This window comes from Mycobacterium lentiflavum (assembly GCF_022374895.2).
GTDB lineage: Bacteria > Actinomycetota > Actinomycetes > Mycobacteriales > Mycobacteriaceae > Mycobacterium > Mycobacterium lentiflavum.
This window is the reverse complement of the sequence record NZ_CP092424.2, coordinates 187,600-213,546: the sequence shown is the minus strand read 5'-3', so window position 1 is coordinate 213,546 and position 25,947 is coordinate 187,600. Positions and strand designations below refer to the sequence as shown.

Annotated in this window: 22 protein-coding genes and 3 pseudogenes; 10 read left to right on the top strand and 15 right to left on the bottom strand. The window is 65.3% G+C overall.

What is annotated here, in order from left to right:
- Entirely contained in the window at window positions 1-165 is a 165-nt protein-coding gene (locus tag MJO58_RS28445) for a hypothetical protein (RefSeq protein WP_239723513.1), read from the bottom strand.
- Window positions 166-801: 636 nt separating this feature from the next.
- Here MJO58_RS28445 and MJO58_RS28440 point away from each other — a divergent pair.
- Entirely contained in the window at window positions 802-1,533 is a 732-nt protein-coding gene (locus tag MJO58_RS28440; RefSeq protein WP_082811594.1) for a sensor domain-containing protein, read from the top strand.
- Between the two features lie 89 nt (window positions 1,534-1,622).
- On the opposite strand, the gene MJO58_RS28435 is transcribed toward MJO58_RS28440, so the two are convergent.
- Entirely contained in the window at window positions 1,623-2,738 is a 1,116-nt protein-coding gene (locus tag MJO58_RS28435) for an IS110 family RNA-guided transposase (RefSeq protein WP_239723499.1), read from the bottom strand.
- 526 nt (window positions 2,739-3,264) lie between these two features.
- On the opposite strand from MJO58_RS28435, the pseudogene MJO58_RS28875 reads away from it, so the two are divergent.
- From MJO58_RS28875 to MJO58_RS28425, 3 genes and pseudogenes are all read left to right on the top strand, one after another.
- Window positions 3,265-3,598, top strand: a pseudogene (locus MJO58_RS28875) (hypothetical protein); the annotation flags it as partial.
- Between the two features lie 11 nt (window positions 3,599-3,609).
- Window positions 3,610-4,866: a DUF5631 domain-containing protein gene (locus MJO58_RS28430; protein WP_338048819.1), complete on the top strand. Its 1,257-nt coding sequence runs from the start codon at window positions 3,610-3,612 to the stop codon at window positions 4,864-4,866.
- Window positions 4,867-4,985: 119 nt separating this feature from the next.
- The gene (locus MJO58_RS28425; protein WP_061559441.1) at window positions 4,986-5,336 is read left to right on the top strand and encodes a hypothetical protein; all 351 of its coding nucleotides are present in this window, start codon (window positions 4,986-4,988) and stop codon (window positions 5,334-5,336) included.
- A gap of 180 nt (window positions 5,337-5,516) precedes the next feature.
- Here MJO58_RS28425 and MJO58_RS28420 read toward each other — a convergent pair whose 3' ends face one another.
- On the bottom strand, window positions 5,517-5,912 hold the full coding sequence (locus MJO58_RS28420; protein ID WP_061560252.1) for a type II toxin-antitoxin system VapC family toxin: 396 nt from the start codon (window positions 5,910-5,912) through the stop codon (window positions 5,517-5,519).
- A 4-nt stretch (window positions 5,913-5,916) separates the two neighbouring features.
- A complete protein-coding gene (locus MJO58_RS28415) occupies window positions 5,917-6,183 on the bottom strand; it encodes a type II toxin-antitoxin system Phd/YefM family antitoxin (protein ID WP_061559440.1) in 267 nt (88 codons plus the stop codon).
- Between the two features lie 136 nt (window positions 6,184-6,319).
- Here MJO58_RS28415 and MJO58_RS28410 point away from each other — a divergent pair, with 136 nt between their 5' ends.
- The 4 genes and pseudogenes from MJO58_RS28410 to MJO58_RS29010 all read left to right on the top strand — a co-directional run bounded on the left by MJO58_RS28410 (window position 6,320) and on the right by MJO58_RS29010 (window position 11,155).
- Window positions 6,320-6,823: a hypothetical protein gene (locus tag MJO58_RS28410; protein WP_061559439.1), complete on the top strand. Its 504-nt coding sequence runs from the start codon at window positions 6,320-6,322 to the stop codon at window positions 6,821-6,823.
- A gap of 85 nt (window positions 6,824-6,908) precedes the next feature.
- Entirely contained in the window at window positions 6,909-7,043 is a 135-nt protein-coding gene (locus tag MJO58_RS28405; protein ID WP_254902471.1) for a hypothetical protein, read from the top strand.
- A pseudogene (locus MJO58_RS29015) lies at window positions 7,030-7,866 on the top strand (serine/threonine-protein kinase); the annotation flags it as partial. The gene MJO58_RS28405 and the pseudogene MJO58_RS29015, both read left to right, overlap by 14 nt.
- Before the next feature lie 1,237 nt (window positions 7,867-9,103).
- Window positions 9,104-11,155, top strand: coding sequence for a serine/threonine-protein kinase (locus MJO58_RS29010; RefSeq protein WP_276553232.1), 2,052 nt, complete (start codon window positions 9,104-9,106; stop codon window positions 11,153-11,155).
- 712 nt (window positions 11,156-11,867) lie between these two features.
- On the opposite strand, the gene MJO58_RS28390 is transcribed toward MJO58_RS29010, so the two are convergent.
- The 8 genes from MJO58_RS28390 to MJO58_RS28355 all read right to left on the bottom strand — a co-directional run bounded on the left by MJO58_RS28390 (window position 11,868) and on the right by MJO58_RS28355 (window position 22,425).
- Window positions 11,868-17,129: a helicase-like domain-containing protein gene (locus MJO58_RS28390; RefSeq protein WP_139043406.1), complete on the bottom strand. Its 5,262-nt coding sequence runs from the start codon at window positions 17,127-17,129 to the stop codon at window positions 11,868-11,870.
- A gap of 248 nt (window positions 17,130-17,377) precedes the next feature.
- Window positions 17,378-17,983 (bottom strand): hypothetical protein, encoded by a 606-nt coding sequence (locus MJO58_RS28385; RefSeq protein ID WP_061560265.1) that lies wholly within the window; start codon window positions 17,981-17,983, stop codon window positions 17,378-17,380.
- A gap of 276 nt (window positions 17,984-18,259) precedes the next feature.
- Window positions 18,260-18,847 (bottom strand): hypothetical protein, encoded by a 588-nt coding sequence (locus MJO58_RS28380; protein ID WP_061559554.1) that lies wholly within the window; start codon window positions 18,845-18,847, stop codon window positions 18,260-18,262.
- Window positions 18,844-19,389, bottom strand: coding sequence for a hypothetical protein (locus MJO58_RS28375; RefSeq protein WP_061559555.1), 546 nt, complete (start codon window positions 19,387-19,389; stop codon window positions 18,844-18,846). Before MJO58_RS28375 ends, MJO58_RS28380 begins: the two co-directional genes overlap by 4 nt.
- Entirely contained in the window at window positions 19,386-19,793 is a 408-nt protein-coding gene (locus MJO58_RS28370; RefSeq protein WP_139043407.1) for a hypothetical protein, read from the bottom strand. Before MJO58_RS28370 ends, MJO58_RS28375 begins: the two co-directional genes overlap by 4 nt.
- On the bottom strand, window positions 19,790-20,701 hold the full coding sequence (locus MJO58_RS28365; RefSeq protein WP_061559557.1) for an alpha/beta fold hydrolase: 912 nt from the start codon (window positions 20,699-20,701) through the stop codon (window positions 19,790-19,792). The genes MJO58_RS28370 and MJO58_RS28365 overlap by 4 nt, the downstream gene beginning before the upstream one ends.
- Before the next feature lie 678 nt (window positions 20,702-21,379).
- Window positions 21,380-21,868 (bottom strand): hypothetical protein, encoded by a 489-nt coding sequence (locus tag MJO58_RS28360; protein WP_061559558.1) that lies wholly within the window; start codon window positions 21,866-21,868, stop codon window positions 21,380-21,382.
- Entirely contained in the window at window positions 21,865-22,425 is a 561-nt protein-coding gene (locus MJO58_RS28355) for a hypothetical protein (protein WP_061559559.1), read from the bottom strand. The genes MJO58_RS28360 and MJO58_RS28355 overlap by 4 nt, the downstream gene beginning before the upstream one ends.
- Before the next feature lie 37 nt (window positions 22,426-22,462).
- Between MJO58_RS28355 and MJO58_RS28350 the strand changes: the two genes are divergently transcribed.
- A complete protein-coding gene (locus tag MJO58_RS28350) occupies window positions 22,463-22,648 on the top strand; it encodes a hypothetical protein (RefSeq protein ID WP_061559560.1) in 186 nt (61 codons plus the stop codon).
- 15 nt (window positions 22,649-22,663) lie between these two features.
- Here MJO58_RS28350 and MJO58_RS28345 read toward each other — a convergent pair.
- Window positions 22,664-22,837: pseudogene (locus tag MJO58_RS28345) on the bottom strand (WhiB family transcriptional regulator); the annotation flags it as partial.
- Window positions 22,838-23,183: 346 nt separating this feature from the next.
- Between MJO58_RS28345 and MJO58_RS28340 the strand changes: the two are divergent.
- Complete coding sequence (locus MJO58_RS28340; RefSeq protein ID WP_239723498.1) at window positions 23,184-23,810, top strand: helix-turn-helix domain-containing protein; 627 nt, start codon at window positions 23,184-23,186, stop codon at window positions 23,808-23,810.
- Here the strand turns inward: MJO58_RS28340 and MJO58_RS28775 are convergent.
- Complete coding sequence (locus MJO58_RS28775; protein WP_276553231.1) at window positions 23,758-24,801, bottom strand: C40 family peptidase; 1,044 nt, start codon at window positions 24,799-24,801, stop codon at window positions 23,758-23,760. The genes MJO58_RS28340 and MJO58_RS28775 overlap by 53 nt on opposite strands.
- Before the next feature lie 58 nt (window positions 24,802-24,859).
- Window positions 24,860-25,945: a hypothetical protein gene (locus tag MJO58_RS28330; RefSeq protein WP_061559578.1), complete on the bottom strand. Its 1,086-nt coding sequence runs from the start codon at window positions 25,943-25,945 to the stop codon at window positions 24,860-24,862.
- Between the last annotated feature and the right edge of the window lie 2 nt (window positions 25,946-25,947).

Here is a 25,947-nt window from a genome sequence, read left to right as displayed (position 1 = left end):
CTACCCGGCTCCCGAAACACCGACGCTCTCCAACAGGCCCGCGCGCGTCTGCACGAAGTGATCGACCGCTACCAGCGCCAGCCTGCGGAATGGCAGCGCCGGTCCCTGCAGATTCGCCAGGCCGTGCACTTCGCCGCCACCCAACGCGAACAACGCCGCCGCCACGCAGCAGCGGCCACGCCCCAGCGGTGCCCGTCGCCGGCACCGCCGAGTACTGCCCTCCCATCCAGGAACAGATCTACCGCGTCTGCGCTCGTGAACGCCAAGGCCTCGTCAAACGAGGATCCACCCCAGGCCGCGACGTCACGTGGCTGCCGGCCCCAAATCCCGCCGACCGCGAAATCGCCGCCCTAGAAGCCACTTTCACCTACTCCACCACGGCGCAGCGCGCCGACCGCCCCGCCATCGCACGCGCCAGCGAACATCTCAGCGGCCACGGGCTCGCAGGTGCTGATCCACTGCGCCGACCTGTTGGCGCACACATCAGCAGGGCACTGGAGCGCTGCCTCGCCAATCGGCCGACCGACAACCTACACCCCGGACACCGACAACACAGCGAAAGGAGAAGCGGCACTTCCGCTCCCGGCCAAAGCCAGGAGTTTCCGCACCGCAACAAACAGATGCCCTCGCCTCACGCCTGCTCACCGCTCCGACTGAGTCGACACCAGCCAATGTGGCATACGCTTCGCCGCTTAGGCGCACAACCCGGTACTCGCTGATGATGCATTCGGGTCCCAACTCGCCGAGTTTCGCATATTCCCGTTGCGCCGCGGCGCTGGCAGCGAAAGTAAGGTGGCATAGATGATTTCACCGTGCCGCCATGGCTATCGGAGTGTCGCCGCCTTCGCACTGGCTTGCGTGATCATGACGTCGGCGTGTTCACACGTCCTCAGCGGACAGCCGCGCGCGCTGTCGGCTCGAGACAGTGCGGCCCCGAGCGTGGCCCCGACCGATCTCGACAAACTGCTGCTGTCGGACGAACACATCAGCGACATCGTCGGCGCCGACCCGCTGGCAACCTTCCACACCTATTCGACAATCACCCCGGCCGATGCCAGCGAGACCTTCTCAGATCCGAGCTGTGCCGAAGCAGTCTGGAACACCATGTGGACCGCCTACCACGGCTCTGGCTACACCGGAGCGCTCGGACACGGGTTGCGCGAGCCCGGCAACCGGCATACCCATTCCGTCGACCAAGGAGTGGTCACGTTTCCCACCGCTGATGCAGCCACCCTATTCGTCGCGCGCGTGACACTGGCCTGGCAGCACTGCGCCGACGCCCATTTCAGCGACACCGGGCTCACCGGGCCGCCGCCGAACACCCGAACCGATTGGTACACAGTGGGATATCCGATAATTTCCGATATCTCAACACTCGTCATCCACCCGGAAGGCAAGGGCGAACAGACCAACGTACGCGCAATCACCTCACGCTCCAATGTCGTCATTGACGTCGCTGCACAAGGCCCCGCCATGGTCACCGACAAGATGGTGACAATCGCGAACGCGATCGCCGCCAAGCTACCCCACTAAATTACGACCTCGCCAAGGCCGCCGCCGAGGAAGATGCCCCCCGCCCCGAGGAGGACGCTCCGCTGTTGACCTCCTATGCCGCTTGCGCGTCATCGGTCCCCCAGGGTGGCCAGCGCGCGTGACCACTGGTCGTTGAGCCGCTCGAGTTCTTCGAAATGCCCTGGGGCTGGCTGGGATTGGTGTCTGTTGGCTTCATCGGTACGCAGGTGCGCATAAACCTTGCGCACAATTTTGCGTTCCAGGCACCGCAGGGCTTTGGCGTGTGTGTCACCGGCGTCGCGGCGCCGACGGTAGTAGTCGGCGCCGGAGCCGCCCCGCAGTTGGGTGAAGGCGATGCGGAACAGCGCGGCGTTGAGTTGGCGGTTGCCGCAGCGGCTACCGCGCAGCCGCACTTGGCTGCCTCCCGAGGTGTGTGGGATGGGGGCGAGGCCGGCGTGGCGGGCGTAGGCGGCTTCGCTGCGGAACCGGTGCACGCCGGCGGTTTCTCCGATGAGTTTGGCGGCGGTGAGTTCGGCGCAGCCAAACAGCGTCAAAAGTGAGGGCGCCGCGGCGCGCACGCGCACGGCGATACGGCGTTCCAGGGCGTCGATTTCGTCGGTGAGCCTGGCGATGTCGGTCAACTCGTCGTAGGCCAGCTCCGCGAGCAAGCCGGGCTGGGTGGCCAGCCAGCTCCGCAGCACTTGACGTGGAAGCTCATGGTCGAGCCTCATCCGTTTGCTGGCGTGGGGCGGGTCGAGTTCGTGGACGCGCCACATCAACCGGTTCATGGTCGCGCGCCGGTGCTGAACCAGGTGCTCGCGGCGATCGACGAGCAGCTTCAATTCCCGCGAGGTGTCGTCGTGGCTGGCCACGGGCAGGTCCGGTTCGCGCAGCACCGCGCGCGCCACGGCCAGGGCATCAATGGGGTCCGACTTGCCCCGGGTGCGGGCCGAGGCACGGGTGCGGGCCATCAGTTGGGGTGGCACCCGCACGACGTGTTGTCCTGCGTGGAGTAAGTCGTTTTCTAATCGCGTGCTGAGGTTGCGGCAATCCTCCACCCCCCAGACCAGGCCACCCTCGAAGGTGGCGCGGGCCCAGCTCAGCGCCTCGAGGTGCCCGTCGGTGGTTGCCGCCACGGTAATTTCTGCCAGCTTTCGGCCGCCGCTGTCGACCCCGACGAAGGTGTGGGTGGCCTTGTGTGCATCGACACCGATCACGACATCCATTGGCACCACCTCGCTTTTGTGTGCAGCAGGGATTGTCGGCCGCGTTGCGGCCGCTCACCGTGCTTGTGGTGTGCGCGTGAGACACCACAAGCCTCCTCCCCCGCCTGGAGCCGGCAGTATTCGCCTTAGCGCGCCGAGGCGCGCACTACTGGCCTAAGCCAGGCCTCAGGTGTTGCAAGCATCCGGCCGCCGCGCATGGCGGTTGCGACACTTGCGAGTGGCGTACTGCTTTCGGTTCGGCCATCCCATCCCTCAGAAGAACGTGCCGGCAGTACCGCAAACAGGCCAGCCGCTGGGGCGGCAATACTACGGGGAGCCAGACATGCACCCGTCGGGACGTCTCGATGATATCGCAGGTGCCTCGCGCGCAGAACGGCGCAGAAGAAATCAATGTATGTGCGGGCGCTGCCTTTTCGCCATCACCCGGTCACCTCGGAGGCGGCAAGACGTCACCCGCCACGACGCTCCCACGCGCACAATTCACCTTTGGTAAAGAGCGTTCGGCACGTATCGGTAGTCTGATCCGGTGGCGATCTTCGGTCGAAAGACGGCGCGCCAGCGCCTCCGGAGAGCTACCCGGGAATCATTGTCGATGCCGGCCTTCAGCTCTCCTGTCGATTGCACCCCGTGGGTGATCGGTGGGCTTTGGCCTGCCGAGCTGTCGACGGTGACAGACGAAACCGCCACGCTTGCAGAGTATCTCGAGAAAGACCTGCAGCAAATCACCGGTAGTGCGAATAAGCAGCTGGGGATGGTCAAGCGAGCCGGACTCACTGATATGGGCCGGCGCGCGGCGGAGGCTCGCGTCATCGACGAAGCCCGCGCCCGCGCCGTGCGGCGAGTCGAATCGACGATTCGGCAGCTGGAATTGATGAAGGCGCAGACGCGCGCACGACGTCAAACCGCGCAGGTCGCGCGACGTTTCAGCACGGCTGACCTGGAAAGGACGCAAGTCATCCCCGCGGTCCCGGCAGCGGAACCTGATGTCGCTACGCCGGCGGTCGACGAAACCCAAGTCATCCCGGTGGTGCCGGCTGCAGAGCCCGTCGTCAGTGATCGGACGCTCGATCAGACGCAAGTCATACCTGCCGTCACCGCAGAGCCCGTCGCCAACGAGCCCGCTGCTGAAGAGCCGGTAACTGAGACTTTCGCGGTCGACGGCGATGACCTCGATTCTTCGCGGGGCCGGCATCGAGCTCCGTCCGAGGATGCCACGGTGGACGTGGCGATTCCGGTGCAACCGGAAGTCCGGGAACCGGAACCCGAACAGGAACCGGAACCCGAGCAGGTGGCCGTCAGCGAGCCGGAGCCGGCACCCGAGCCGGAGCCTGAGCCCGAGCCCGTGCCGGTGGCCGTCAGCGAGCCGGAACCCGAACCCGAGCCCGAGCCGGCACCCGTGGAGGTGGCCGTCAGCGAGCCGGAACCCGAACTAGAGCCGGCGCCCGAGCCGGAACTCGTGGATGCCCCGGCGGCCCCAATCAACGCCGAATCAGATTCCGAACGACTGCACCGGCTCTTGGCGTTCGTCGTTCGTCAAGAAACCGGGCTGAACTGGGCAGTCGGCGATCACGCGGACGGCACGACGCTGTTGGTCACCGATCTTGCCCACGGATGGATTCCGCCCGGAATCACCCTTCCGGTGGGCGTGCGATTGTTGGCGCCCGGGCGCCAGACCGGCAAAGCCTCAGCACTGCTCGGTGACGCGATCCGGTCCGCCACCTACACCCCGGGCGATCGGGTCGGCCGGCCGGCCGACTTCGCCGCGACCGAATCTTCGGTGCAGGCCCGCGAACTGCCGGCGGTCGAAGATTTCGGATGGGAGCTGGGTCGAGTCACGCATTGGCGCGACGGACTTCCACGGTTGGTGCACACCCTGGCGAAAGCCGCCACCGCGGGAACGGGTGTCGTGGAAGAGGAAGCCGACCTGCTGCGTGTGCATCTCGACACCGCCCGCTATCAGCTGCTGAGCCAGTATCCGGATGTCGTGCCAGCGCTGTTGCTCAACTGCCTGTTGCTGGCCGCCACCGAAAGCAGCGTCGCGGGTGACGCGACGTCGGCCAACTATCACCTGGCGTGGTTCCAGAAGCTCGATGAACCGCCGGCCAGCCAGTGGACTGCCGAGACCTGATGGCTACTAGTGCGGGTTCTTCGAATCAGAACAGGTAGTCGATTACGCATGCGCTCAACGTCGATGCCTTCATAGATTTTCATCAACGGCCGGACCCACCGGGCGCAAACCTCCCTCAGGTGATCGAAATGCTAGCCATCCCGAAAACAGCGGTGCTACATCGCGATACCGCTGCAGCCACGCAACCTAGCCATGCGGCGGTCGAAGCATCAGCCGTCGCGCAAGCACGAAACTTCACCAGTGTGGTCCCGGAGCCGGTGCTCATCAGCGAACGCCAGGTGACGTTCGCAACGGCCGTCGCACTTGGGGCACCGCGGCCCTGCACCGCCCCGCGCCCTGGGCTTATCGCGCTCTGGCAACGGTTGGTGCGGAGCGTCAGCGTCGAGCGTGAGCCGCGCCGCCGGTACCCGCCACGGAGGATCAGCTACTTCGAGCAGGCGGCGACGGCCCGTGAGATGGACCGACTGTGAACGAGCTTCTGATGGTCGCCGAAGGCGTTGTGCTGATCGTGGTCAGCATCGGAGTCCACCACCTCTCCGCATGGTTGGAACGCTGGGATTACGAACGCCATTGCGAGGATTGAGCCGGCAGCGGATTTCGGCAGTTTGGAGTCTTACGATTCTTCTAGGCCGCGTGTGAAGGTCAGAGGGCTAGCCTGGTGCTGCGGTGGGGATCCCCAATTCGGCTGCCGCTGCGACCATCCGGGCGTCATAGGTGATCACCGTACGTAGGGTGTCGCCGGCACGCTGTGCGGCAACGAGGTGAATGGCGTCGAGACTGCGAAGGGTTAGTGGCTGCAACGTGCCTGCGTCGTCGAGTAACTGTCGGCTCAGCGTGATGATGTCCAAGCCGTGCAGGAGGTCGCGTGCGTGACCAATGGCTTGGGGCCCGTTCGGGGAGACTGCCCGTATCAGTTCAGTGCGCGCCAGGGCTGCTGAGAACAGGGTGTCGTGGCGTTGCTCAGCGAGGAAGTTTTGCAGCGCTACCGATTCCGCCTCGACGACAACGAGTTTCACCAACGCGGACGTGTCCAAGTAGATTCGCATCTGGCTAGCGTTCATCGTGCCGTAGTTGTTCTAGAGCCTCAGTGGGACTGTGCGGGTAACTCTGCGGCTCAAGGTCGTCGGCCTTCAAAGGACGAGCCGCCAACACAACCTCGCCGGAGTTGACGAGGTCTTGCCATGGATCGCCTGTAACGGGCACGAGACGCGCGACCGGGCGGCCGCGGTCAGTTATCTCGATCGACTCCCCCGCTGCGACGTCCTCGAGGTACTTGCTGGCGTTCTGCCGAAGCTCGCGAACTCCTATCGCCCTCATGTGCTACATGGTAGCACATGAGGGCGATAGGAGTGGTCTAATGGTTCGTAGACCCTTGCGTCTGTCAATAGTTGTGGCCCACTATGTCCTCACGCCACGCGATGCGGTTCGCGCCGGACAAGGGGGCTGGTGTGTGATGACCTGGACGACTCAGCTCATCTACCCCGCCGCAGGACTGACTGCTGCCGACACGGCGGCACTGGCCGAGGCCCTTGGTAGGGCCGAAGTCAGCTACGACGCTGGCAGGAATCGGTTGCAGATCACGCTGGCGGTGGAGGCCTCGACCCTGGCGGAGGCCACCGGTGTGAGTCTGAGTGCCGCGGCCGCGGCTACCGGTCTTGCGGCGCCCATCCGATTGCTGGTGCAGAGCACTGCCGATTTCGTTGCGGACGCTGAGCACCCGCCACCGTTGAACCTTGACCTCATTGGAATCACCGAGATCGCTGGTGAGTTCGGTGTCTCCCGCCAGCGCGTCGGACAACTCGCCGACGACCCGGACTTTCCCGCACCCGTCGTGCATGCGGCCATTGGCCGTCTCTACACAAGGGCATCCGTGCGGGCTTTCCACGAACGCTGGACGGCTGCCCGTAATCCGCGTGGTGGGCGGCGGCGCCGACAGACCGAACCGGCAGGCACCTAACGCCATGCAGAAGAGACCACCAGTGGGTGTGAAGAGGTTGGCCACAGATCGCCAAGGCCTGTCTGTCTGGGAAGGGACGGTGAGCGTGGCACATTCTGTCGACGACGCTCAGCCAAATCTGCTGGGCAACAACGCAATCGAGAAGGCGGGTGTCACGTCGTGCCGTGATCAGCCCCGCGAGGGCTGCGCGACGTATCGGGGTATCGATGCCGCTGAGTGAGGGTGCACAGTTCGCCGGCTACACGCTGGTGCGGTTGCTGGGTAGCGGAGGGATGGGCGAGGTGTACTTGGCCCGTCACCCCCGTTTCCCGCGGCTGGAGGCGCTCAAGGTGTTGCACACTGAGTACTCGGCCGACCCCGATTTCCAACAGCGTTTTAACCGGGAGGCCGAGTTGGCTTCGGGATTGTGGCATCCCCACATCGTGGGGGTGCATGACCGCGGTGAGTTTGACGGCCAGTTGTGGATCACCATGGACTATGTTGATGGCGCCGATTTGGGCGCGGTGGTCAGCGCGAACTATGCGTCCGGAATGCCGGTCGAGGCCGTCGTGGCGATGGTCGCCGCGGTGAGCGACGCGTTAGATCACGCTCATCACCGCGGGCTGCTGCACCGTGACGTTAAGCCCGCCAATATTATGGTCAGCCGGGCCGATGACGCCGGAGAGTGGCGAATCTTGTTGAGCGACTTCGGTATCGCGCGCCCGATCGACGACGCGAGCGGCCTGACCGCGACCAACATGGCGGTGGGAACCGTGAACTACTGCGCACCCGAACAGCTGATGGGTGGGGCACTGGATGGCCGGGCGGACCAATACGCGTTGGCGGCTACCGCCTACTACCTGTTGACCGGTACCAAGATGTTTGCCAATCTGCCTGCGGTGGCAGTGATTAGCTCCCATCTGACCGCGCCACCGCCACTTCCTGGAGCCGTTCGTCCCGACCTGGCCATCACCGATGCCGTGTTTGCCCGGGCTCTGGCGAAAGATCCGCGGCAGCGCTTCCAACGGTGCAGCGAATTCGCGGCGGCGTTGGCCGATCAACTCCGCTTGGCGCCGTCTTCACACAACGCGGCGGCTCAAGCAGGCGGCCAGCCGGCCGGCGAGACCCGGCCGTGGACGACGACGCGGCCTGATCGGACTCCACCGTCGTCTGAGCTGGTCGCCGCCGCGTTCACTGCGCCACCACAGCCAGCTGGGCGACCGCATCCAGGCCCGGGATGGCCGCCGACGCCGCCCCACCCGCATCATGAAGGCGCACCACCGCGGCCGGCACGAGGGCGCCGGTGGCTGCCGGCCGCGCTCGTGGCGGCCGCGGTGCTCGCCGTCGGTGGCGTGGTGGCGTATTTCGTCCTGCCGCACGGCGCTCAGACCTCCGCGCCACCGGGCACGACATCGGCTCAAGAGGCTGCCCGGTTGGCCGCGCAGCGCTATCTTGAGGCGCTGTCGCGTGGGGACGCCGACACGGCTTTGTCGTTGGGCACCACCGCCTCGGCCACAGCGCAGTGGGTCAGCGCCGACGCCCTGCGCACCCAATTGGCGTCAACACCGATCACCGACATTACGGTCACCGCAGCTCCTTCGGCATCCGGCGATGACCCGGCCAGCGTCCAGTACGTGATTTTGTCCGCCCGCTTCGGGCCGACCTCGTCGCAGACTCGTATCGCATTGCACCGCCACGGCGACGACTGGAAACTCGACACCGCTACCGTGCCCGTCGACATCGGAACGCCAGGCACCACTAGTGCCTCGTTCAAGGCAGTCGCACTGTTCGGCATCGCAACGAACGGAACAACCCCGGTCTCGGTTTTCCCAGGCGCCCTTGCCGTCGCCTCGTCGAACCGCTTCATCGACATCACCGCCCAGGCGCCCCCGGTACTGCTGAATGCTTTGGGCGCCAACGCCACCCACCCCAGCATCCAACCCGTAGCTACCCTCAACGATGCCGGCCTGCAAGCCTCCAAAACGGCCATCGACAACTGGCAGCACTACTGCTACCAAGGAGTCGCCCCGCCACCGGAGTGCAACACCCTGGACACCGGTGACACCAAAGTATCGGTGATCGGTGCCGGTGATTTCTCCGACACCCGGTTTAGCTTCGATCCCAACACCATGTTGGTGACCGTATCAGGCAGCGTCGTGTACAACGCTCACTCACCGACCACCAGCAGGGTGATCTACAAAGCCTCGGGCACAGTCGATTTGACCAAAGATCCCCCGGTGTATGGGTCCACCCCCATCCATCGCTAAACAGTCGAGCGTGAACTGAGGAAGGTGAGCACCGATGCCGTTGAGCGAAGGTGCCTCGTTTGCCGGCTACACGGTCGTGCGGCTTTTGGGTGCCGGCGAGATGGGCGAGGTGTACTTGGCGCGCCACCCCCGGTTACCGCGGCTGGAGGCCCTCAAGGTGCTACGCGCGGATCTGTCGGCCGACCCTAATTTCCAGAAACGATTCATCCGTGAGGCCGATCGAGCCTCGCAGCTGTGGCATCCCCACATCGTGGCGGTCCACGACCGGGGCGAATTCAGCGGCCAGCTCTGGATCGCCATGGACTACGTCAACGGCCCCAATCTTGATACGGTCCTCACACAACGCCAGGGCTTAGGCCTGCCGCCGGCCGAGGTCCTCGCCGTGGTCAGCGCCGTCGGCGCCGCGTTGGATCACGCTCATCAGCTCGGCCTGCTGCACCGCGACGTCAAACCCGCCAACATCATGATCAGCCACCCCGATGACGGCAGCACTCCCCGAATCTTATTGAGCGACTTCGGTATCGCTCGGCCCGCCGACGACAACGACGTGACGGCCAGCCTGATGACAGACACCGTCAAAACGTTGGGAACCTTCACCTACGCCGCACCCGAACTACTGCGCGGCGCCACACTCGATGGCCGTGCCGACCAATACGCTCTGGCCGCCACGGCCTACCACCTCCTGACCGGCGTCCCACCCTTTTCCGATACAGATCCCATCTCAGTGATCCACGCGCATTTGACCTCGCCACCTCCGCGCCCCGGAAACACCCGCCCGGACCTAGCCATCACCGACGTGGTGTTCGTCCACGCCATGGCCAAAGACCCCACCCAACGCTTCCCCCGATGCAGCGACTTCGCCGCCGCCCTGACCAGCCAGCTCCAAAGCCCCGCCCCAGGCGCATTGCCCCTGCCCACCTCAACGCCCCTGGCCCCGACTCCCCCACCCACCTTCGCGCCCACCACTTCCCCACCCTGGCCTGGCCCACACCCCGCCTTCCCACCACCGACGGCCCCCCGCTACCCCACCCCGCCACCACAAAGAGCACCTAAACCGCGGCGCTCCCGCAAACGCCTTGTGGCATCAGCAGTTTCGGCACTGGCGGTGGTGGCCCTGCTGGTTGGCGGCGGCATCTTCGCAGTAGCCAAATTCAGCGGTCCCGACGCGGCCCAGCGCGCCGCGCAAGACCGCGAGGCCGCGCGCCTGGTGGGCCAGCACTATTTGGAGGCGCTAGCCACCGGAGATGCCCAGACCGCTGTGTCGCTGAGCAGCCAACAACCGGCTACCCCGCAACTTTTGACCGACAAGGCACTCGTCGACGAGCTCTCGGCGACGCCGATCAGCGCGATCACCGCGACTAACGACGCGGCACGGAATCCGGACGCCTCGCCGGATACCCAACGCGTCGTGCTGTCGGCTCGCTTCGGGCTCACCCCCTCCCAAGCGGTGATCACCGTCCACAAAAAGGACGGCCAGTGGAAGCTGGACACCACCACCATCGCGGTCACAATCACCGCACCGCCGAACTCGGCGGCCGCGATGAAAGCCCTCGTCGTCGCCGGCGCACTCACCAATGGGGCCAGCACAATCTCTGTGTTCCCCGGAACACCACATGTCTCCTCGTCGAATCGCTACATCGACATCACCGCAGACACGACACCACTGATGCTCGAGGCACTGACGGCGGCCGACCCGCCCACCATCACACCGGCGATCGCGCTCAACGACGTCGGCCGTCAAGTATCACTAGAGACGGTCGATAGACGAGCGCACTACTGCTATGCCGGGGCCGCGCCGCCAGAAGGGTGTTGCCCCCCTGAAGGGTGTCGGCAAGTCGTCACCACCGGCCCCAACGCCATCGACAACGACAGTTTGAACCTGGACTCTCTTGAGACCACCGACAACATGCATTACGACCTCGACGCCAACACCCTGAGGGTTCACGTCACTGGTGTCCTGCACTACCGCGCCCACGCAACCCAGCAAGGTCGACCCGTGAACTTGCACGAAACAATCCCCGTCGACGGCGGTGTCGATCTGAGCACCCAACCACCGGTCTTCCTGCGAAGACAAGAACTGAAGTAACGGTGCATTGGTTTACTGCCGCTGCACGCGTCGTGGCCAATCAAGCCCCGGCAGCCACCGAGCAGTGCCGCTGCCGCGAAGGCGTTGCAAAGCAACACTATTCCTTGAACGCGTTAACGGTGCCGAAAAGGTATCACTCGCCTTGGGAGCGCCGCACGACACCTTTCCAGAAGTTTGGGTAGGGGCGCCTGGCTTCGAGTTGATCACCAGACACGGGCGCGGTGGCAGCCGGCGGCCAACACCACCGTTCCCGCACGCCAATCCCCCTGCGCGGCATACGGTTCCCACGGTCCGCTGTGGCCAACCGGCCACCTCATGCGCGACCAGGACCGCTGGGGTCCTCACCGGTGCCATCGTCGGCCACTCTGGCGGCCCTGTTGGCGATTCGCGGCAACGCAGTTAGAAAGCAACGGGTAGTGGGTCAGTTTGATTTACGCGGTGTGCTGGCGCATCAAAGGTGCTCCATCAGGCGAGACATTTCCCCCGCCTCGAAATAGCTGGCCTCATGCGTCGGGTAACTCGGGCGCGGCTCAGGCAGCCGGATGTGAATGTGCCCGATTGCCGTAATGAATGCTGGACCAGGCCAATGACGATGTGCCACCGCAGCCAGGGGATCGGGTAGTGAGTGGAATTTGGGTAGTAGGTGCAACATGACGGATGCCTTCAGATGATTCGAGTGGCTCCTACCGAAGTCACGGCTATTAAACACATGTTAGACAGCACCAATGAAGGTGGCAATGTGTCCGACAGCGCCGGGATGGTCGAGGCTTTGTTGACGTTGGTGTTGTTCCAGGGTGAGGTGTTCGCGGGCCCGCAGGGTTCTGCGTAGGGCGTCGGCGCTGGGGAAGCCGAGTTCTTCGAGCAGTGCCGGGGTGGGGTTGAGGAGCAAGCTCCAGCCGGGTTTGCGACCGCGGGCTTGTAGGCGTTGCTCTGCTGCTGCTGCTTTGGCTTTTGCTTCTGGACTTTCGGCGGCCATCCGCAGCTCGAGTGTGAGCGTCTTGAGTTCTGCGTCTTTGGAGGCCAGCTCGTCGGTGTGCTCGAACGGCTCTGGTGGGTTGGCCAGGAAGTCGTCGAGTGCTGACTGGTCGCGGTCGCGGTCGTGTCGCAGGCGTGCGTGGTGCTCGGGTAGGCCGGTGTAGAGGTTTTCGACGCGGCGTAGCAAGCCGAGTTGCTTGGGGCCGTTGACATCGGCGCCCAAGCCTGCGCCGGTGGCGAGCAGCTCGAGGCCGTCGATGTCGGTGGTGCGTGACGGCACGGCGAGCCGCAGCAAGAGTTGGTCGTGGGTGAGGTCACGGGCGGCAAGGATTTCGATGCCGTGGATGCGGGCGTCGGTGGGTTCGAAGCGGCTGGCGCCGCGGTCTTTTCCGGCGGTGTAGGCGCGGCGCAAGGCGGCCGCTAAGGCCTGGGCGGCGGGGACGCGTTCGGTGTAGGTGGTGTCCGCGACGGCGATCCGGGGCGGCCCGCCGGCGGCAGCGTGAGCGGCGGCAGCTTTGGCGATCGGTGCGACCTCGTCGATGTCGCGCTGCTTGTTGGGGAGGGCACGCTCGAGGATGCTGACTTGCCAGTCGCGGTTGCGGACGGATTGTTGGTGGGCGCGTTGCAAGGCGGTGAGGCGTTTGACAGTGTCGTCGAGCTCGACTTGGCGCAAGTAGCGGGGGTCGCCGGTGGCGATGGCTTTGGTTTCGGCGGCCGCGGCGCCGATGTCGCCGCCCGAGAGGTCTTCGATCTCGGTGTCGATGATTTCGTTGCGATGCATTTGTTCGATGAACAGCGCTTTGGCTTGCACTTTTTGCCACATGACGGTGTCGTAGGAGCCCTCGGTGACGTAGTTGAAGATGTGGATGCCGTCGAGGTTTTGGTTGCCTTGACGCAGGATGCGGCCTTCGCGTTGTTCGAGGTCGCATGGCCGCCAGGGGACGTCGCAGTGGTGTAGGGCGGCGGCTCGGGCTTGCACGTTGACCCCTGTGCCCATCTTTTCGGTGCTGCCGATGAGGACTGACACCTCTCCTCTGTTGCATTGGGCGAAAAGGGATTTCAGTTCTTGGAGGTTTTTGGCGTCGTGGACGAATCGGATTGCGGTCTCGGGCATACCGCGTTGTGTCAGTTCGTCTTTGATCGCTTGGTAGATGCTGAATTGGGCAGGGTTTCTCGAAGGGGTGCCGCGATCGCAGAATACGATTTGTAGTGCGCCGGTGCCGGCGGGTGCGCCGGTGTCGGGGTGGGTGTAGGTGTGGTCGCGGTATTGGTGGTGCACGCTGATGATGCGTTCGGCCACGGCGGCGGCTCGACTGTGCGGTGGTGCGGGTAGGTGGGCTAGGCGTGGGTCGAGGGAGACGTTGCGTCCGTCGGTGCTGATTTTGAGCTGGTTGTCACGCTGGGGTTTTCGGGCATCGAGGTGATCGAGGCGGTATCCCAGGTCGGTGATGAAGTCGACGACTTCGATGTCGGGTTGCAAGCTGATGATTTGGCGTTGCCCGGTGTGCAGGGCAGGAAGTGCGACGGGCACCTGGTCGCGGGTGACGACGTCGGTGTAGATCGAGGACAGGGCAAGCAGTTCCGGCAGGTTGGTGAATTTGCCGACGCGGGTGACCGGGCGCAGCTTGGTTCCGGTGGAGTTGACCTCGATGGTGGTGGTTGTGGCAGTAAATGCGGCACCCCAGTCCCCCAGGTCGGCGACTCCTGCTTGTTCGAGAAGGTCTGGGCACAAGTAGGTTTGCATGACCCACAGCTCGCCGAGTGAGTTGGCGATGGGGGTGCCGGTGGCAAAGGTGGCCACCCGTTCGACACAACGGTGCGCGGGAATCCCTTTGGCTCGGGCTTCGTCGCGGCGTCGTTGGCGCAGCGCTTTGAGTTTGAGGGCGAGGTCTTCAGCGCGTTGCGAGGCATTGGGGCAGGAGAGTTCCTCGATGTTGCAGGTGCGGCCGAGGTTTTTGTAGGTGTGTGCCTCGTCGATCATCAGGTAGTCGCAGCCTGATTCCTCGAATCGCAGGCCGGCGTCTTTGGTGTTGGCGGCGAGCAGCTTCTCTAGGCGGTTTTGTGCGGATTTGATCGCCAGTTCGATGCGTTTCTTGCTGCGATCGGCTTCAGCGGATTCGAGTTGCCCGCGCAAGGTGTCGAGTTGTTCTTCGATGTAGTTGACCCGCATGTCCTTGGAGACGTTGATCGCGGTGAACGCCGATTGGGGGATAACAACGAGATCCCAGTCGCTGGAAGCGGTTTGAGCGATGAAACGCCGTCGACCGTCTGCGGTGGTGGCTGATGACCCGAGCAGCACTTTGGCGGCTGGGTACCATTGTTTGGCTTCTCGGCCAACCTGTTCGGTGATCGAGTTCGGCACGACGAGCCAGGGTTGGCGCACCAGCCCAAGGCGCCGGAGCTCAAGGGCTCCGGCCACCAGACTGCCCGTCTTGCCGGCTCCGACAACGTGATCGAGCAGGACGGTCGGTTCAGAGAGGATGCGTGCGACCGCATTGCGCTGGTAGAAGTGCGGGCTGAAGTGATCTGACATGCCCGGAAAGCGCATGTGCGCCCCGTCGTAGACGGGCGCGCGAAGCGAGTTGAAGCGCCGGTTGTATTCAGTGACCAGACTGTCGCGGCGGGTGTCGTCCGACCAGAGCCATCGGCTGAATTCCTCACTGATTTTGGCCATTTTGGCTTGCGCGGCGAAGGTGGCTTGCGGATCGAGGACACCTTCGTCGGTGTTGACTAGGACGGCTTTGGAGTTGCAAGCGGCCTCGAGGAGGGTGACCGCGTCGCAGCCGCGCCGGTCGATGCCCCATTCGTCGGTCATCAAGCGGCCGTGGCGTTTGTAGGACGCGATGTCGACGATCCAGCGTCCACCGATGTGTTCGGCGGTGACTCCGGTGGCGCCGAAGGTTTTCTCGGCGAACGCCGCGATGAGGGGGGTGGGGATCCAGGGCGCGCCGGGGCGCACTTTGATGTCTTGGGCTTCACGTTGTGGGGGCAGCACCTGTTGGAGGGCGGCGGCGTAGTCGTTGTAGGTCGGGTTGGTCTGGGCGGCCTCGAGTGCGCGAGCGAGTTTGGTCCGCACGTTGCCTGAGAGGGCGGTGACGGCGGGGACGAGTTCGTCGGGGTCGTCGAGGCTGGGATAGACCAGGCCGGCGATCAGGTCGCGGGCGTCGTCGGCGCCGACTTCAAGCAGCCTGGCGATGAGGTCGACGTCGACCCGCTGGGTGCGGTCAAGGCACATCGCCAGCGCTTCTTCGGGGGTGTCTGCGGTGTCTCGTTCGAGGGGCGCGGTGAGCAGGTCGGTGGAGAAGATGGGCGCTTTTTGGGCTGTGCCTGTGTCTTCGTCGAACATTTCCAGGGACGCCACCAGCGCCCAGCCGGGATCGTGGCGCATTCCCCCGTCGAGGTGGCGTCGCTTTTTGTAGGGGGCGGGTGCTTCTGATGCTTCGGTGTCCCATTGGGCGGCGAGCTCGTCGGGCACCGGCCCTGTGTAGGGGTGTGCGGGGGTGCCTTCGGCTGTGCGCCAGGCTTTTTCGGCGTCGTCGAGGCGCCGGGCGCGACGTTCTGGGGTGATGCTGGGGTAGATCCAGGTGAAGCGGTTGAGGGGTCCGTGGCGGCCTACGTAGTTGTCGTAGAGGGTGTTGAGGTGGCCGCGCAGCTGGTCGCGTTCGGCGGGAGGTCGGCCGTCGCGTTGGGAGGCGATCAGGCTGGCTGCCACGTCACGCAGGCTGATGAGTTTGCGGGTCTCTGCCAGCAGTGTTTTGGGGGTTTTGTGGGGTTCCCATTGGTGGCCGGCCCAGTACTCGATGCTGCGGTTGGTCTCGTTGTAGCGCAGCGTGTACAGGGGCGTGTCCTCCGCGCGGTCGCCGGCGCTGAGGAGTCCGGGGTCGAAGAGGTCTGCCGAGATGTCGGTGAGGTCGGTAGGGGTGGCGGTGAGGCCGAGGCCGCGCTGGCGTGCTGAGTCGATCAGCGGGCCTAAGCGTTGGCGTAGCTGATCGGCGAGCTGGGTGCCGCTGGTGCCGGCCACGGCGAGTTGGGCGGAGCCGTTGAGCCCGTGGCCGAGTTGCATCTGGCCCAGCACGTTGTGCGTGTTCGCCGCGAAATAGGCGTTGATGTGCAGGGTTTCGGTGTGCCCGGTGTCGGGGTCGGTGAGTTCGATGGGTTCGGTGTTGACCCAGTCGGGCAGTTCGTCGGGGGCGGGTGTGCGGGGGTCGCGGCGCCGAAGGATCAGTAGGTCGGTGACGACGTCGGTGCCCGCGACGCGGGCGAATGCTTTGGAGGGCAGCCGGATTGCGCCGATGAGGTCGGCTTTGGCGGCGATGTCACGCCGGGCCGCGGTTTTCGCCGCGTCCAGTGTGTAGCGGCTGGTCAGCACGGCTACGTAGCCGCCGGGCGCGGTAAGGGCGAGGGATTTGAGGATGAAGTGGTTGTGGATGGAGTGGCGGGCTGGGTTGTGGGCGGGGTCGGTGACGGCGTAGCGGCCGAAGGGGACGTTGCCGATGGCGGCGGTGAAGCTGTTCTCGGGGACGCGGGTGGTTTCAAAGCCTTCGTGGCGGATTTGCGCTGAGGGGTAGAGCTGGGCGGCGACCGCGGCGGTGGTGGCGTCGCTTTCGACGCCGACCATGACCGCGTTTTCGGGGGCGTGGGCGATGAATGTTCCTGATCCGCAACCTGGTTCGAGGACCCGGCCACCGGAAAACCCGGCCCGCCCTAGTCCTTCCCACACCGCGGCGGCGATGGCGGGATCGGTGTAGTGGGCGTTGAGGATGGAGGCTTCGGCTTGGCGGTATTGGTCGCGGTCGAGCAGCTTGGCCAGGGTGTCACGTTCGGCGGCGAGGTCGTGGTTGCGGGTGTCGAAGATCTGGGGTACGGCACCCCATCCTGACCAGGCGGCCAGGATCCGTTGTTCGCTGGTGGTGGCCGGGCGTTGGGCGTCGCGCAGGGTGTCCAGCAGCTGTAGGGCGGCAATGTTGGCGCGGATACGGGCTTTGGCGCCCGATGGCACCAGGGTGTCGAGGCTGGCGGGAAAGTCGGTGGGGGTGGCGAAGGCTTCTGATGTCGGGTCGACGTCGGCAAGCTCTTCCTCGGCCGCCGGGGTTGGGACGCTAGCCTGATCTGCTGATCGCTCACGCGATCCCTGTTCCGGTGGTGCCGGGCTGGCCGATGTTGCAGGTGGCAGCGGTGTTCCGCCGGGATCGATCGCACGCGGATCGGTGGGCTGATCGAGCTGGTCGAATAACGAAGGCTGGGCGCTTACCGCTCGGGTAGGCCGTCGTGGCGCAGGTCGCTGTAGACCATCTGCGCTAGCTGGTCGGTCAGCGGGTCCTGCGGGCCGCTCGGCAGCGGGAGGCCCTCCTCGGCCCGGGCCGCGAGGAGGTATCCGGCTTTGATCCGAAACACCGCCGAGAATCGCGGATCCGGCCACAGTCGGGCGATCAGGTCCTCGATGTCCTGGCCCGGTTTGCTGCGGTACTGCGGCCGAGTCCAGCGTTGATCCCAGGGCACGTCGCTGCGATCGGGCACCGGCTGGCCCTCGCCCCACAGCGTGCTCGGCTGGTCGTCCTCGGTCGGGATCTGTTCGTAGAGCTCGTTGCTCAGGACGATCTCCATCGCCTGGCTGCGGGCGGTGTTCAGCAATCCCACCTTGGTTTGGTAATCCGGGTGCTGTCCGCGGGCTTGGGTCCACTCCCCCACCGCTTGTGCCCCCAGCTGGGCTGCCAGCTCGGCGACTTGATAGCTGATCCTGCTCGCCTCGTCGTCCAAGAAGGCGTCGCGCTGGGCGGGACTCCACTCCTGGGGCATCTGCAGGGTCTGTGCGTAGGCCTGCGCCACGATCTGACGAATCTCTGGGCTCGTCACTACCACCGTCCCCATCGAAGATGTCGAACAGACCCGGTTGCTGTGGATCTGGCCGCTTGCTCCGCGCCATATTGTGCGCTCCGATCGTATTGTGTCGGGGTCGGGGTAACCGTGGTTGGCCATATATCGGCGCAGCCGACGCTCAGCGAGCCGTCGCCCCTCTCGGGGGGTCATGGCATCGTGGCCACGTCGAATAACGTCGGCGCAGAGATCGCCCGGTTAGACCACACGACCTCCGTGCGCGCCGTGACGCCTTGGGTAGCCGTCACGGATGTGCTATCGCTGACGGTCGGTGAATCCGTGGCAGCACGATGGGCAAAGGTCATCAGATGCTGTACCCAACCGAGAGCCGGCGTGCGGGCGAGGATAGCCAAACATGCTGCGTAGCAGGCCGCGACCGGCGCGGGCGGCCCCCTCCTCGGATAGCTGGGTGAGATCCCACCCCACCAGCACCCTGGTGACTCCGTCTGCGATGACCCAATGGGTGCTCTTGACCATCGGCGCGACTGTGCTGGCCTGGCGCAGACCCTCCAGATCGCCGACGGCGCAGTTGATCCGGAACCATGTGTCGATCTCGGGCCGCGATGCCTCCTGCTGGGGTGCGGTGTAGACCCGTTGCCACCGGACCCGCTGGCCGCTTCGTGAATCTGCGAGTGCTGCAATTGCTTTAGCGATATGGCGCTCGTGGCGGCGCAATCGTAAGCCGATTAACAAATGCTGTCGGCGCGTCACAGGGCCCCACGGTGGCGGCGTGCGCCACGTGAGTGCGGTGGCTGGGTCGGCAGCGGCGAGGCGATCAAGACGGGCTCGGGCGTTGAGCGTACCGACGATGTCGTTGGTGGGTGCTAACAGGATGGCGGTCATTTGCGTTCTCCTCCTGGCGGGTTGGTGTGAATCGAGCGAATCGTGTTGCGCGGGTAGTGGCGTGGGTGGATGTCGCATGCGGGAGCCGCGCTGGTGCGCTCGCGCGGGCGAAGCTCGGCGAAAAGGTGTTCACGCCACCGTTGCTCCCACTGTGGGGGCGCGCCGGCGGGCCGTGCGCCCGGTGAGCTGAAATGCCAGTAGGTGCGGTATTCGGGGTGATCAGGTGGCGGCAGGTGCTCGGCGACCCAGGCCGCGAGCGCCGATGTGGACGACGGCTCAGGCACGGCAAGTTGGTAGTTCCAGATCCACGTGTGTGGCCAGCAGCCGGTGGCGTGGACCAATCGTGCGGGGCGGTCGATGATTTCCCAGCGGCCATCGGGGTAACGCCAGGCCTCGGTGCATACGACATGGATCACCACACCGGACTCTGGTTGGTCATGGGGTCCACGCGAGTCGCTATAGGCGCGGGCCGCGTAGCCGCGCGTACGTAGTTTCGCCGCGACGTGTTTGGTGATGCTGTGCAGTTCGGTCGTGCTGGTCATCGCATACCTGTTGGGCTGGAATGGTTATCGGGCTCGGGTTCGGCAGCGGCGATGGCGAGTGCTTGCCCAAGCAGGCGTTGGGCGCGGCGGGCGGTGGGGACATCCCATGGAGTCGGCGACTGGGCGTCGAAGACGATGTCACGCTGACGTGTGGGTCCTTGGCTGGTGAATTGTTCGACTTCCTCGACGGTTATCGATTGGTACTTGGTGATCTGGCGTCGCCGGGTGTGAAAGCGCACGGGCCCGGCTTCCCAGGCGTCATCCCATTCGTGCCCGGCGGGCTTTTCACACCACACAGGGCATGGGCCGAGCGGTGGATCACAGTAGTCGGGCTGGGCGAGGTCCTGATGCTGCACTCGCCGTGAGGCGAGGTCGCGCACCGCGTGAGGAGTCGACGACGTCATGATCCCGATTCCTGGCGATCGTGCCCGGTGCTGCACTGCGATGGCCCGCTTCGGGCTGTGCGTGTAGGCGTCTGCCGAATCGGCCATGGGGTCATTGCGTCGGCGATGGCTCGGTCGATGACCGCGGAGGCTTGTCGCGGCAACATGTGACCGGCGCCGGGCACACTGATGTAGCGCGCGCCGGGGATGGCGGCGGCCATGTCGCGGCCATGAGCTGGCGGGGTGATGGGATCAGCTGCGCCGCTGATGATGGTGGTTCGTGCGCGAATGGCGTGCAGGGCCGGGTAGAGGTCGTAAGTGCGAAGTGCGGGAAGGAATCCCAACGCAGTGCTCGGCGCTGTCATGGTCAACGCGGTCAGCGTCATGGCGGCCAAGGTCGACGCCGGCAGTCGGTTGCCGAGGTGGGTCATCGCAGCACATACCGGCTTGAGGAATCCGCACAACAGGTGCTCGGGGGTGTATGTGCCCAGGGTAAGCAGTCTGGCGATACCCGGTGCGCCCAGCAGTCGGCCCAGACCGCGTTCGGTGAGCTTGCCTGCCGCGGTGGCGACTAGGACAAGACCGGTGGGGTCCGCGGGGCGTTGGGGTATGGGGCGCTGCAGGTAGGCCAGTACTGTCATCCCACCCATCGAGTGCGCGACAACGGTGAGGGAGCCGGCGACGTTGAGGGCGCGCAGCACCTGGGCGAGGTCATCGCCGAGCTGATCGATGGTGTAGCTGCTCAGTGCGGCGCTTCCTGATCTGCCGTGACCGCGGTGGTCGTAGCTGATCAGCCGCACGTCGGGTCCGTATTCGCGGCGCAGCCGTTCGATGTGGGCATCCCAGGTGCTGCTGTTGAGGCATAGACCGTGGAGGAAGACGATCGTGTGTCGAGGGTGTCGGGAACCAAAGTCGTTGACTGCCAGCACAACACCGTCGGCGGTGGGGACCCGGAGTGTCCGAGGTGATGTGGCTGCCGGCGCCCAGGTGTGAGACCACAGGTGCGCGCTGCTCGGCGTTGAGGGCCGCGGTCGGACCCAAGGCGCCGCGACGAGCGGTGGTGGAGTTTTGCTGCTGGCCGGTGCTGGTAGGGCCAGTGCGGGGCTGGCCATTACCAGCTCCCGTTGCGAGTGAAAACGGTCTGCGCGCAGGCAGTTTGTCGGCGAGGTCGAAGGGCTACGAACACCACCGCGGCCGCCACGCTCAAAGGGGTGCTGGCCGTGCACAGTTCGGCGGGCGCACCGGCGTGGGTGAATACGCCGATCAGGACGTGGGATGTGCGATTGGTGGCAGCGCTTCGTATTGAGCGTAGCGCCGCGCATGGACCGTCGCGCCACGCACGGCTAGTGGCTGCCACCAGCACTGCGGCGGTTATTGCGACGCAGATAACGATTCCGGTGTGGTGGTTGACAGCGGTTTCCAGAAGACTTGCGGCGCACCCGATGACGGTGCTCAGTGCGCGAGGCGGGCAGGTGCTTTGGGCTCGCGCGCCAGGCACTGATGCATCGGTGGGCGCGATGGGAGCAACACGGAGTCCCGGCTGCAGGTTGCGGCCGAGCAGATCGTTACAGGTGACACACTGCCCTGTGCTCATCAAAAGTGCCTTCCTACTGGATTAGCGCGAGACGTTGGGTGGGCCGGCCGGTGGGTGCGGGACGGGTGCCGCCGTTTGTGGTGCAGATTTCGATGCTCCAGCCGGTGAGCTGTCGGGCGAGCTGTATGTTGTTGCCCGCTTTGCCTACTGCAAGCCGATAGTCGGCGGTGTCGACATAGACGCGTATCCGGTGCTGCTCGGCGCTCGCGACTTCAGCGGTGGCGCCGGTTAAGCCCAGGGCATTTGTCACGTATGTGACCGGATCGCTGTCGTGGGCGATGATGCTGACCCGTTCGCCGTGTAAGCGCTTTTCGACGTCGGCGATTCGAAGCCCACCCCGCCCAATGCAGACGCCGACTGGGTTGATCCCCGGAATGCGGGCTCTGACTGCGACTTTGGATCGTAGGCCAGGATCGCGTGCGATGGCGACAACTTCGACGAGGCGTCTGGCGATTTCAGGAACACGATCGCTTAACGCCGCTTGAAGCGGACATGTGATCATTGCCGAACCTCACTGCCGTTGTCGATCAGGTTGCCGCGCAACGCAACCACTCCCCCGCCGCCGTTGACAGCGGGCAGGTTTTCAAGTGTTGTGGTGTGCGCCAGCAAGTCGGCACAGTGGATGAGCACATGCGAGAGCGTGGCCGCTGCGGTGTGGTCATCGCCGTCGATGGCGATCCGGTGCGCGCAGCGGGCGCCTGCGCTGAGATGTTCGCTGGCGCGTGCGATGGCTGGGCGGTCGGCGCGCTGCACCGTGGTGGAGTCGGTGAAAGTGGCTTCTAGGGCGGCGATTTCGCGGTCGGCGGGATTTGGGGCCGGCAGCCACGTGACTTCGCGGCCTGGGGCGGATCCTCGTTTGACGAGGCCTTGGCGTTCAAGAGCGCAGAGGACGCGGTAGATCTGTTCCTGGATGGGAGGGCAGGACACGGCGGTGCCGGCGACGGGTACCGCTGGGGCGTGACCGCGCAGGTGTGCTGTGGTCAGGGGGCGTTGCGCACTGCGTAATTGGGCGAGCAGATCGTCGCGCAGGATGCGGGTGGCCGCGCTGGTGCTAGGCACTGGCTCGCTCCGTGAGGGCTGGGGACGCCACGGGCGCGTGGCGGGTGGCCGCTGCTGCGTGGCGGCGGCGTTGTTCGCGTTGGGTGGCGGCGAAGTGCACAGCCTGGCGAATCTGCAGGGACCGGCGCCGCCATTCCGCAGGCTGGCGCTGGTAGCGGTCGACCACTTCCTGCAGACGCGCGCGAGCCTCTCGCAGAGCGTCGGCATTTCGGGAGCCCGGTAGCGGGACCGATGCCCACACGCCATCGGTGACGCCCAGTTTCAGAGCGCGCTGAGCGCAGCTGACGATGATGGGGCAGTTAGTGCAGATCGCGGCGGCCTCTCGTTCGCCGCTATAGGCCCTGAACCACTTGTCGCGGTCCTCGTACTCGCACAGGCCAGTGTCTGCTTTTAAGGGCCGGATGTTTGTCACAGCAATCTCCGTTCTTAACCATAGCTGTGCATGTATCTGTGTACGTTGCCTCTTGTAGACGTTTATAGCTGCTTACGCTGTTCTAGGCAACACCAGGGCGGACAAAGGTTTCCTAGCCACGCATTCGCACAGGTAAATGGCTCTGTATGATGCAGACACGGCGGGCTAGCTCTATCTCGGGTCGCGCAGATCCCGCTTAATCATGTGTATTGCTGTTCATTCAGTCGCGCGGAATCCTGGCGTCTTACGTGTCCAAGCGTGCGTGAATGTGGTCAACTTCTATAGTTGACTTGGAAGTAGCTAATGGTCGTCGGTCAACATGGACTCGCGATATCGAAGGGATGCGGTGAGCACGTCAGCCCCAACTGATGAGACCCCGTTGGAGCGGGTGGGCAAGGCAGTCGCCGACCGCCGGCTCGAAGTCGGGTTCGAAACGCAGCGGGAGTTAGCCGAAGCCGCCGACGTGTCGCTGAACACCGCTGCGCTGCTGGAGCGCGGGAAGTCGTTTCCCCATCGCGTCAACCGCGCCAAGTTCGAAGACGCCTTGCAATGGCCGCGTGGCGCTCTTGACGCGCTGCGCCGCGGACAGCCCATCCCGCAATCCGCGCCGCGGCCCGCCACGGCGCCGACACCGACTCCGGCGCCGACCGATCCTCGGACCAACCTGCAGGCGCTGGGGATTGCTACAGCTGTGGCGGCCATCGCCGCAACGTGTACGCAGATCCTGGTGTCTCAGAGCAATAATCCGCAGGCAAAGGCGGCGCTGCGCGATCTCGATACCCAACTGTTGCAGCTAGAGTCGCTGATCGCTGCGAGCCTGCCACACGTCGGCGGATCATCGTTTAGTGAAACCATGTCGGCGCTAACGCAATTACACGAATATCGAGACATCATCCGTGACGCCGCAGCGGACGAAAGCGCTACCCCGTCGGCCGGCGCGCCACGTACGAGGATGGCATCGGCGAGATCTTGACCGGCACGCCGGATTGTTGGGCCTCGACCACTTGGGTAGGGCTGATCGCGAGCATCACGTGTCCCGCGTGAGGGAAGATCAGGTCTCCGGCTTGGACCTGTCCGTGACCCACCGCGGCACCCTGGTGGACCTGGGTGTAGGTGTCTGGACCCAAGGTGATGCCAGCTTGCGCATAAGCCCAGTGGACCAGGCCCGAGCAGTCAAACTGATTGGGCCCCTTGGCTCCCCACACGTAGGGACGCCCTAAGCGCGTCAGCGCCGCTTTGACTGCGATGCGCGCTAATGGACCACCACCGCCGATGGCCGCATCGTGGGTGTCAGCTAGATCTGGGTTGGTGTGGTGGTCGCCGCGGTCGAGGGCCGAAAGGGCGCTACTGAGGCCGGGAAGCGACGCCAGCGGGCTGCCCACTCCCCCACCACCGCCCATGCCCATCGGCGCACCACCCATCGGGCCGCCACCCCCGGCCATCGGGGCGCCACCGCCCATCCCGCCATACCCGGCCGAACCCTGCTGGATCAGCCGCGCCAGCTCAACGTTGCGCCGCTCAGAGACCCGCAACAGCTCCTTGGCCCGGTCCAGCTGCCCTTGCAGATGAGTCACCAACTCCCGTTTCCCCGCCGGCGTCCCGGTCGCCGGGGCGATCGCGGCCACCCCCGAACGGGTATCGGTGATCACCCCATCCATGCGCCCGCCACCGCGACCAGCGCTCTGGCCGCTGCCGATCAACGGCGGTCCAGTGGCGTTATCGCCGCCGATCGCACCATCGAGAGCGAACTGCTGACCCCGGTTCGCGATCCCGTAACTCGCGGCGGCCGCCCCACCCCAACCAGCAGCAGCGGCCTGCCCCGCCTTGGCCACACCCTGGCGAACAGTCACCAACGCCGGCGTCGACGACCAGCCGGCGGTCGTCACTGGCGAGGCCCCAAACAGCCTGCGCCCATCGCCGAGCGCACGGCCAGCCTCGGCCACCAGCTCATCGAGCGAGGTCATAGCAGGCAGTATCACCCACACCCCACCCAAGCGGCTATCACCACCACCAACTTTGGTCTTAATAACCTTTCGGTGGACGGGTGGGATCGGCCTGTTGGATATTGGCCGCCAGGTTCGACGCATCGACCGCAACGTGGTAGCGGCCACGGGCATAGTTGATGAACGCGCATGCTTCTGCCACGTCGTCGGATCGGCTGCCCGACGTGCCGGGCTGATGATATTGCCGGAAGGTCCCCCCGGTGAACTGCCAGGACCCGTCGCTCGGATCCCCGTTTCGGGCGTTTCTGTCGTCGTGGTTTCGAGCGCCGTTGTTAAATCCGGACTCGCGCTTGGCGACCAGCATCATCCCGGCTTCCCACCGAGCGCGGGCCACCGGATCGTGGATGCCCTCAATATCGAGGGCCTTGCGGATGGCTGCGCGCACACGCTCTGCACTGGGGCCAGCGGGTTCGGTGGCCAGGGTTAGCTCGTCGCCAGGGTGGTGGTTGGTGTGGTGGTCGCCGCGGTCGAGGGCCGAAAGGGCGCTACTGAGGCCGGGAAGCGACGCCAGCGGGCTGCCCACTCCCCCACCACCGCCCATGCCCATCGGCGCACCACCCATCGGGCCGCCACCCCCGGCCATCGGGGCGCCACCGCCCATCCCGCCATACCCGGCCGAACCCTGCTGGATCAGCCGCGCCAGCTCAACGTTGCGCCGCTCAGAGACCCGCAACAGCTCCTTGGCCCGGTCCAGCTGCCCTTGCAGATGAGTCACCAACTCCCGTTTCCCCGCCGGCGTCCCGGTCGCCGGGGCGATCGCGGCCACCCCCGAACGGGTATCGGTGATCACCCCATCCATGCGCCCGCCACCGCGACCAGCGCTCTGGCCGCTGCCGATCAACGGCGGTCCAGTGGCGTTATCGCCGCCGATCGCACCATCGAGAGCGAACTGCTGACCCCGGTTCGCGATCCCGTAACTCGCGGCGGCCGCCCCACCCCAACCAGCAGCAGCGGCCTGCCCCGCCTTGGCCACACCCTGGCGAACAGTCACCAACGCCGGCGTCGACGACCAGCCGGCGGTCGTCACTGGCGAGGCCCCAAACAGCCTGCGCCCATCGCCGAGCGCACGGCCAGCCTCGGCCACCAGCTCATCGAGCGAGGTCATAG

Bases quoted from the DNA above. Each gene is read 5' to 3' on its own strand.
- MJO58_RS28440 (WP_082811594.1), top strand. From the start codon at position 802: ATGATTTCACCGTGCCGCCATGGCTATCGGAGTGTCGCCGCCTTCGCA.
- MJO58_RS28435 (WP_239723499.1), bottom strand. From the start codon at position 2,738: ATGGATGTCGTGATCGGTGTCGATGCACACAAGGCCACCCACACCTTC.
- MJO58_RS28430 (WP_338048819.1), top strand. From the start codon at position 3,610: ATGAAGGCGCAGACGCGCGCACGACGTCAAACCGCGCAGGTCGCGCGA.
- MJO58_RS28420 (WP_061560252.1), bottom strand. From the start codon at position 5,912: ATGCGAATCTACTTGGACACGTCCGCGTTGGTGAAACTCGTTGTCGTC.
- MJO58_RS28415 (WP_061559440.1), bottom strand. From the start codon at position 6,183: ATGAGGGCGATAGGAGTTCGCGAGCTTCGGCAGAACGCCAGCAAGTAC.
- MJO58_RS28410 (WP_061559439.1), top strand. From the start codon at position 6,320: ATGACCTGGACGACTCAGCTCATCTACCCCGCCGCAGGACTGACTGCT.
- MJO58_RS29010 (WP_276553232.1), top strand. From the start codon at position 9,104: ATGCCGTTGAGCGAAGGTGCCTCGTTTGCCGGCTACACGGTCGTGCGG.
- MJO58_RS28380 (WP_061559554.1), bottom strand. From the start codon at position 18,847: ATGACCGCCATCCTGTTAGCACCCACCAACGACATCGTCGGTACGCTC.
- MJO58_RS28375 (WP_061559555.1), bottom strand. From the start codon at position 19,389: ATGACCAGCACGACCGAACTGCACAGCATCACCAAACACGTCGCGGCG.
- MJO58_RS28370 (WP_139043407.1), bottom strand. From the start codon at position 19,793: ATGACGTCGTCGACTCCTCACGCGGTGCGCGACCTCGCCTCACGGCGA.
- MJO58_RS28360 (WP_061559558.1), bottom strand. From the start codon at position 21,868: ATGATCACATGTCCGCTTCAAGCGGCGTTAAGCGATCGTGTTCCTGAA.
- MJO58_RS28775 (WP_276553231.1), bottom strand. From the start codon at position 24,801: ATGACCTCGCTCGATGAGCTGGTGGCCGAGGCTGGCCGTGCGCTCGGC.
- MJO58_RS28330 (WP_061559578.1), bottom strand. From the start codon at position 25,945: ATGACCTCGCTCGATGAGCTGGTGGCCGAGGCTGGCCGTGCGCTCGGC.